Here is a 7,183-nt window from a genome sequence, read left to right as displayed (position 1 = left end):
TCAACATATTCACGCCCCATCACAGCATCCAAGACAGTCTTCGTCTCATTTCGCGGTCTTTACCGTGTGAGGCGCAGCTTTTGCCGATGCAGTTATCGAGAGAGTGGACAACTAGCGAAAGTGAAGGCAAAAACGCTAGAGGAGGCGCGTGAGGACATGGAGACGCTGCGGGCGTACATCAACAATCTCGCCGCGGACGTGCGGCAGATTCAGCCGGACGACGAGACACCGAGTAGCGTTCCAACACGGTTTTTCGTCGCCGAACCCCATTTGAACCACTCGTTGCATGGATCCTCCGAGCGTCACAGTATATCGATTTATCTTCCGCGTCCTAAAATTGTGACATTGCTATCGTGTGAGTGGTATCGAGCTACTATTATCCCAAAATGGAATGACGGTTAGAGACACGCAATAGTGCAACACGATAGCACAGTACTATCGTTTTGATGATTTGGTCAGAACCCCCTTTTAGAGCCACAACAATTCCGCAATTGAAGTGGAGCCGAGAAAGCGGAATAGCCGACCAATTATCAGTAGCAATTGAGAGTAATGATCGACTCAAAAAGCAACACACGGGACGCAGAGAACCAGAAATCCGAGATTGTGTTCGCGGTCGACACGACATTTTCTGGGAAGAGCTCTGAGACAGCGATCATCGCAGACATCACGAAAGACGATGCGTGGATCGCGATCGACCGTGCAGCCGCAGCAGAACTAGACGCATGGCGGTGAACAATCGCATCCTCCCGGCCAGTGGACACCGCACCCGAAATTTCTCGGTGGGGATTGTCGGCCGTTGAGACCGGTTCAAGCGTCATTACTCGATCCAAACCGTTCGAACCCAGACTAACGAAGGCCGCTCTTTATACTCAAACTGGTAGTTGTGCCGACTGGAAGAGGGACAGTATGACAGCAAAACGCCGGGGGTTTCAGTCAGTCACTGAACACTGTGAAAACTGCAACCGTAATACCACGCACCAGATTTCGGTCGAGATACGCACCGAGAGCAAGGAAACAGAGAACGTGAAATTCTCGCGCGAACCGTATCGGGTTGCGTTGTGCGAGATCTGCGGTGAGAGGACTAGCCAGCGGATGAATAACGCGTAACCATATCCAGTCGGGTCGATTCACCATACTCTTGGGAGGGGAATATCGGTCAGTTGACTGTGGGCCGTTCCAGAAGCTCGCCATCCTGCATCGCCCACTCGTAAAGAGCCGTTCCGAGCGTCATTACCGCCGTGTGGTGGTCCGCTTTCGATCGGCGAAAGTCAAGCGGATGGATCTCGAGGCGAGTATATGCTGTAAGCTCCGTCGCAGGCATACCGGCAGTGGTTTGGAAATACTCAGCGACGCTGACGAGCAACCGGTGAAGATAGATATACTCTCGCTTCTGCATACTCTGGATGTCCACCGCCTCCCTGATTAACGGTCTGGCCCAGTGTCGAAGCGATACCCCCCCACTGATCAAGATACGATGGTGAACCGGATATTCAACGACGGAGGTATTGACACGACGACAAATAGCACTGCTATTCGCACTCGGCATGGAACACTCGTGAACCGCCTCGGGGTCAAGCCCCGTGGCATTCGCCTTGGCCGCCGGTAAAGTCACGGCGACTGTTCCATACGTGCTGCAACCGTCACGACCGCCTCGAGTTCAGTGCATCCGTAATAGCGGACGGTTTCATCCCGCTGGTCATAGTCGATGACGCCGAATGCAGCTAGCTTCGGGAGATCGGTGTGCAGCAATCTGCCTCTAACCATCCGCTCGTTGGTGGTGGCCGTCGTGGAGTTCTTCTGAATAAGCTTGCTGACGAGCTCATCGATGGTCGCGGTGCGCGACGTGGCACTGGCAAAGTAACACAACAGGTGACGACGCCACTGGTCGGCGACGATCTCGAAACACGCGTCGAGTGAGAGTGATGGTGCCTGCCCATTGGATGTCCCTGTGCTAGTGTGTCGGGTCATGGGGGACTCCCCTCACTCAGTCGGTTTGGATGTCGGTTCATGCAGTAGCGTGTTGAGTGCTCTCTGGATGTCATGTGGTACCACCCACCAGTCTTGACAAATCTATCCAATACTCCATCAGTATCCCGTATGTATTCAATATACTATAGGAAGAAATAAATTTGGGCCAAATGCTTCTCAGCCCCATCGACTTGGACGATGATAACGGTTTCAACACTCGTAACGCTCACCCGCCCATGCATCGGGCCGGAACGAAACGCGCCCCGGCCGATGTGCGGACTCGTCCGCGATAGATGGTAATGGAGTGGTTGTGCTCGTCAATGAATCCATCTCCGAGTGACTGCATTTTTCGAGCCAGCTATTCGCTGCTGTGACCGACGCGAGCCAAGATTTCGTCGGCAGTCCGCCAAACAGTGACGGTTGCCTCTCGTATTTCAAATTGGATGGATACAGACGCCGTGGGCCTGTGGCTAAAAATGGTATCGAGAGCGTCAGGCTCGATGAAGTCATAGAGCCGGAACTCTCCGTCGTCGACATCAATTCCATCGTACTCCCGAAGTGCCTCAATGACAACGGTACTTGCCTGTGCATGCTCGGTGCTGGAAGACAGTGTACGCTGGTTACGGGTAGACATCGTCCTCAAACAGTAGTCTGTCGGGGACGATAAGAGTATTGATTCATGTGTACAATACCGTACAGAACGACCGAGGTTTCATCTGAATATTTGGAGAATTTACATTTCACATCAAACGCGCGTCAGAGTGGTTCCAAAACCAGCGACATGAATGAACGAGCGACACTGGCTGCTCAAATTCGAATGCGCCCTTGGGGAGTTTTCACGCCCTGAAGCAGCGGAACTCACTGAATGTGAGTTAACGCGCACAAAGATCGGTGCAGCACTCGACCCGTTCTGCTATGATGGGCACCTCGATGTCAGCGAATCGAGCGTCGACATCGCCCGTGAGGACTTCGGCGCAGAGGTGGATCATCGCGACCGTGATTCACGACTTGATCGACCAGCGGCGAGTCAGTTCGGCGTCGATGACCAGCCCGACGTCGAGCAATCAGCCGAGAGTGCTCAGTCCACGCTGTTCGCGGCAACGGCCGACGACCAGCAAACGCTGGCGGGAGACAACGCGAACACGCGCTGTCTGTACGAGGATCGCTCTTATGTAGAGCTGCGGAAAGCCCCGAGAACGAGGCAGTCGATGGTGGTTTCAACGGATTCGCCGGCGAGGTTCAACGACCGAATGAGGCCGAAGGTGTAAGCGGCCTGTTCCAAGCCCTGCTTGGACAGGCCGCGAAACTTCTGCAGCCACGGCGTCACGAGCGAGAACAGACCCCCTGCCTGGTTGATATGGACGTCTTTAGCGGACACATACCGCTGCTTGTGCACGACAGTATGATGGTCAACCTCCGTTTCTCGATACGCTTGCAGCCCGTCAGTCCAGATCTCTCCTAACTCCGTAGAGAGGTCTGCAGCCTCCAAGATTACTGGTTCAAGGTCGCCACTGTAATCGATTCCAGATTGGCCACGAATCACGCGAAGCGAGTCGCGGCACGCCGCGACGAGCGTCAGTTAATCACCATGACATCCTCGCGACCGTGACCACCCCGATCGGGTCGATCCGCCGCGACGACTGTCTCGCGGCGGATCTTGACCCTTGTATCCCGAACAGACAGCGCCGCATTCGTCGACTTGTGTCGGGCCGCCGATCGTCTGATCGAGAAGCTCCCAGACGATGGGGAAGCCGCGATGGATCACGGCTTCCACCTCTCGAATCGAGTAGTAGACAGATATGATGGAACAGACGACATTCACTGGAAGAACCTCGGACCAGTCGCAGACGAGGAGTTGGAGTGAATCACCCCCAAGCCGCCCGCTTTTTTAATACCGCGTCTGATTGTGTTCGATATGGATGACGAGTCCCCAGATCGTGTGACCAAAGAGACGGAGGGTGATGCTACTCGGGGGGGATCCGGCGATGTTGAGACGGAACTCTCGCGGGACATGAGTCTCTTCGACATTACGTTCATTGGCGTCGGGGCGATGATTGGTGCCGGTGTCTTTGCCCTCACGGGCTTCGCCGCGGGGCTCGCTGGGCCCGCACTGATTCTCGCGTTTGCTCTGAATGGCTTCGTTGCGCTGTTCACAGCTGTCTCCTATGCCGAACTCGGCGCCGCGTTCCCAGAGGCAGGTGGGGGCTATCTCTGGGTGAAAGAAGCACTCGTCGATCCGAACGGCTTCTACGCGGGCTGGATGTCCTGGTTCGCGCACGCAATCGCCTGTTCGCTGTACGCGGTGACCTTCGGCGTGTTCCTCACTGAATTTCTGGTCTACGGTGGCATTCTGACCGAAGGATTCCAGCTGCTGGGGTTCATCGGCCGTGGACTCCTTGATAAAATTCTGGCGGTCTTGATGATCTCGCTGTTCGCGTACATCAACTATCGTGGGGCCGAAGAGACAGGGAAAGCCGGGGTCATCGTGACGTTCATTAAGGTCGCTATCCTTGGTGTCTTCGTCGCTTTCGGCATTCTGGCGACGATACAGACGCCGAACTGGCCCTCGAAATTCCTCAATAGTCCCCGGTTTGCACCCAACGGTGTCATTGGTATTATTGGTGCGATGGGCTTTACCTACATCGCCTTCGAGGGCTATGAGATCATCGTTCAGTCCGGAGAGGAAGTCGTCAATCCGGGCAAGAATATCCCGAAAGCCGTCTTCTACTCGTTAGCCATCGTCGTGCCGATTTATGTGCTCGTCGCGTTCGCCTCTATCGGGGGCATCGAGACGATCCCCGAATTGGCCGAACAGGCGGGTGTCCCCGCTGGTGCGCCCACGTGGCAGTTGCTTGGAAACCTCGGTGAACTCGGCATAATTGAGGCAGCCGGCCAGTTCGTGCCATATGGCATTCCCTTGCTCCTCGTTGCCGGACTCACCGCGACGATGAGTGCGCTGAACGCAACCGTCTACTCCTCGTCACGCGTCTCGTTTGCGATGGGGCGTGACCGAGCGCTCCCCGAGTTCTTCAGTAAGGTCCATCCCGAGAAACGAACGCCCCACTGGGCAATCTTCCTCTCGGCCCTGCTCATCGCGGTGATGGCAGTCGCACTCCCAATCGAGTCAGTCGCGGCGTCGGCAGACATCATGTTCATCCTGTTGTTCGTCCAAGTCAACTGGACACTCATCAAGATGCGCAAGACCCACCCGGACCTCCCTCGCACCTACGAAGTTCCCTATATGCCGTGGCCTCCGCTCATCGGCATCGTCCTCCAGTTCATGCTCACGCCGTTCCTCCTCTCGGCGCTGGGCATGGAAATCGGACTGGGACCGGACTCGCATGGGTTCATCGCCCTCGTGACGACTACTATCTGGATGGGTCTGGGGCTCCTCCTCTACTACTTCTACTCCCAACCACGGGAAGAGGCAAAACTCGAAGAGGAGACGCCGACTGTCACAACCGAGCAAGCGCCCGCCGAAGAGCGGCGGGAACGCGACCAACGGATTCTCGTCCCGGTGGCGAATCCGGCGACCGTCGAGCAGTTGATGCGTACGGCACTCGACCTTGCCGAGGAGCGAGACGCCGAGATAGAAGCGGTAAGTGTCGCCACGGTTCCACAACAGACGCCGCTTTCAGAGGGGCACCAGTTCGTGGATGAGGAACGGGCTGTCATTGACCAAGCAATCGAATTTGCGAACCAAGAGCAGCCGGACGTACCGGTGAGTGGCAAAATCCGTATTGGACACGACGTATCACAGGCGATCCTCAATACGATCGAACAGGACGACATGGACCTCGTGCTGATGGGCTGGCGGAGCCGTCCCCGGCGTCGTGATTTCGTCCTGGGTAGTAACGTTGACGAGGTGGTGACCAAGGCTCGATGTGACGTACTAGTCGAGCGTGTGGGCCCTGCCGCCGACAGCGAGTCTATCGGAAGAGTGGACTCGATTCTCCTGCCGACTGCTGGCGGCCCGCACGCCGAGTTCGCAACGGAGATTGCCCGTGCCATCGCCAGGCGCAACGATGCCCACATCAAGGTGATATACGTCCGGTCTAACGACTCAGACCGTGACGACGACGCGCAGTCGATTCTCGATTCGATCGTTGATGAACTCGAAGATATCGAGACGACGACGGAGATCATCGACGGTACAGATATCGCTGATGCCATCGTCGAGGAATCGGCCGATCACGACCTCACAATCATCGGAGCGTCCCGGGAAGGGCTTCTCCAGCAGGTCGTGTTCGGGGCTATTCCTGAAGAGGTCGGCCAGCGAGCGCAAAGTACCGTCATCATGGCGAAACGGGATCTTGGAATCACGTCACGCGTGACTCGGTGGTTCAAAAGTCGCCGCTCGTAATCCGGCCTGTTGTGGCAGTCGAATCAATTACCCCATCGGTCGAGTCTGAACATTGCGGACGAATTCGACACCATCTGTATTGAAGCAACCCGGTTCGGAGCCGTGCCCCAGGCGCTGTTCGGGTCGATTTCGGAGACGATCAGTGAACTAGCAGAGGGAACTATGGCGATGGTTCGTGAATCCGAGGACTCGCCGATGGCTATCCGCGAAGCATTCGTCGAAAACTTCCAGGCGGGTGAGTGACCCAGCTCGTCTGTCAACACTGCGAACACGGCGGGGGGTCCTATGCGGCAGTGTTTCACTCATCCACACCGCCAATAGGGACAGAAATTACCGGTCGATCGGGTTCAGTGACCAGTCTGAGCGAGCGGTCACCGGCGAGGAATTGTTTGATTTGACTTCCACCACGGGGACGAAATGCGATCGTGCTGGCATCAAGGTCATCTGCACAGCCAAGCCCGACGTAGTTCAGTATCAGAACGAACTGCGAGCGGCTATCGTCGAATCTTGTGAGCATCCGATACAGTATTCCGGATCCGGTTGAGAGGAGAACAAACGTCGAGATGATAATTCCGGTCACAAAGAACCAGGAATCGCCGGTCATCGAGAGGTACTTCGGCGGCGCTATCGGGCTGTTAATCGCTGTTAGTACCCCGCCAGCGACGACATAGTTGACATCCTCCCGCGCCTGAAGACGCGGGAATCCCACGGCACCGCACCGCTGGATTGGGATATTCGCTAGTTGTCCACTCTCTCGATAACTGCATCGGCAAAAGCTGCGCCTCACACGGTAAAGACCGCGAAATGAGACGAAGACTGTCTTGGATGCTGGATAGGGCGTGAATATGTTGA

7 protein-coding genes and 4 pseudogenes are annotated in these 7,183 nt (G+C 56.1%); 6 read left to right on the top strand and 5 right to left on the bottom strand.

The window, feature by feature from the left end:
• Positions 1–114 precede the first annotated feature (114 nt).
• The 3 genes and pseudogenes from ACR3FF_RS24760 to ACR3FF_RS24750 all read left to right on the top strand — a co-directional run.
• Positions 115–222: pseudogene (locus ACR3FF_RS24760) on the top strand (DUF7389 domain-containing protein); the annotation flags it as partial.
• A gap of 327 nt (positions 223–549) precedes the next feature.
• Entirely contained in the window at positions 550–732 is a 183-nt protein-coding gene (locus ACR3FF_RS24755; protein ID WP_458190787.1) for a DUF7556 family protein, read from the top strand.
• 174 nt (positions 733–906) lie between these two features.
• Complete coding sequence (locus ACR3FF_RS24750) at positions 907–1,107, top strand: DUF7835 family putative zinc beta-ribbon protein (protein WP_458190786.1); 201 nt, start codon at positions 907–909, stop codon at positions 1,105–1,107.
• Positions 1,108–1,156: 49 nt separating this feature from the next.
• Here the strand turns inward: ACR3FF_RS24750 and ACR3FF_RS24745 are convergent, their stop codons facing one another.
• The 3 genes from ACR3FF_RS24745 to ACR3FF_RS24735 all read right to left on the bottom strand — a co-directional run bounded on the left by ACR3FF_RS24745 (position 1,157) and on the right by ACR3FF_RS24735 (position 2,602).
• Positions 1,157–1,396 (bottom strand): UPF0058 family protein, encoded by a 240-nt coding sequence (locus ACR3FF_RS24745; protein ID WP_458190785.1) that lies wholly within the window; start codon positions 1,394–1,396, stop codon positions 1,157–1,159.
• 212 nt (positions 1,397–1,608) lie between these two features.
• Positions 1,609–1,968 (bottom strand): DUF7344 domain-containing protein, encoded by a 360-nt coding sequence (locus ACR3FF_RS24740; RefSeq protein WP_458190784.1) that lies wholly within the window; start codon positions 1,966–1,968, stop codon positions 1,609–1,611.
• A gap of 358 nt (positions 1,969–2,326) precedes the next feature.
• Positions 2,327–2,602 carry a HalOD1 output domain-containing protein gene (locus ACR3FF_RS24735; RefSeq protein ID WP_458190783.1) on the bottom strand — a complete coding sequence of 92 codons (276 nt, stop codon included), beginning with the start codon at positions 2,600–2,602 and terminating at the stop codon, positions 2,327–2,329.
• Between the two features lie 253 nt (positions 2,603–2,855).
• Here ACR3FF_RS24735 and ACR3FF_RS24730 point away from each other — a divergent pair.
• Positions 2,856–3,131, top strand: a pseudogene (locus tag ACR3FF_RS24730) (hypothetical protein); the annotation flags it as partial.
• 5 nt (positions 3,132–3,136) lie between these two features.
• On the opposite strand, the pseudogene ACR3FF_RS24725 reads toward ACR3FF_RS24730, so the two are convergent.
• Positions 3,137–3,766 (bottom strand): annotated as a pseudogene (locus ACR3FF_RS24725) (IS1595 family transposase); the annotation flags it as partial.
• A gap of 117 nt (positions 3,767–3,883) precedes the next feature.
• On the opposite strand from ACR3FF_RS24725, the gene ACR3FF_RS24720 reads away from it, so the two are divergent.
• Together ACR3FF_RS24720 and ACR3FF_RS24715 are read left to right on the top strand one after the other, a co-directional pair.
• The gene (locus ACR3FF_RS24720; protein WP_458190782.1) at positions 3,884–6,331 is read left to right on the top strand and encodes an amino acid permease; all 2,448 of its coding nucleotides are present in this window, start codon (positions 3,884–3,886) and stop codon (positions 6,329–6,331) included.
• 102 nt (positions 6,332–6,433) lie between these two features.
• Positions 6,434–6,574, top strand: coding sequence for a hypothetical protein (locus tag ACR3FF_RS24715; protein ID WP_458190781.1), 141 nt, complete (start codon positions 6,434–6,436; stop codon positions 6,572–6,574).
• 55 nt (positions 6,575–6,629) lie between these two features.
• On the opposite strand, the pseudogene ACR3FF_RS24710 reads toward ACR3FF_RS24715, so the two are convergent.
• A pseudogene (locus ACR3FF_RS24710) lies at positions 6,630–7,183 on the bottom strand (hypothetical protein); the annotation flags it as partial.

The organism is Haladaptatus ordinarius, assembly GCF_054177595.1.
This window is presented reverse-complemented; position numbering and strand designations above follow the sequence as displayed.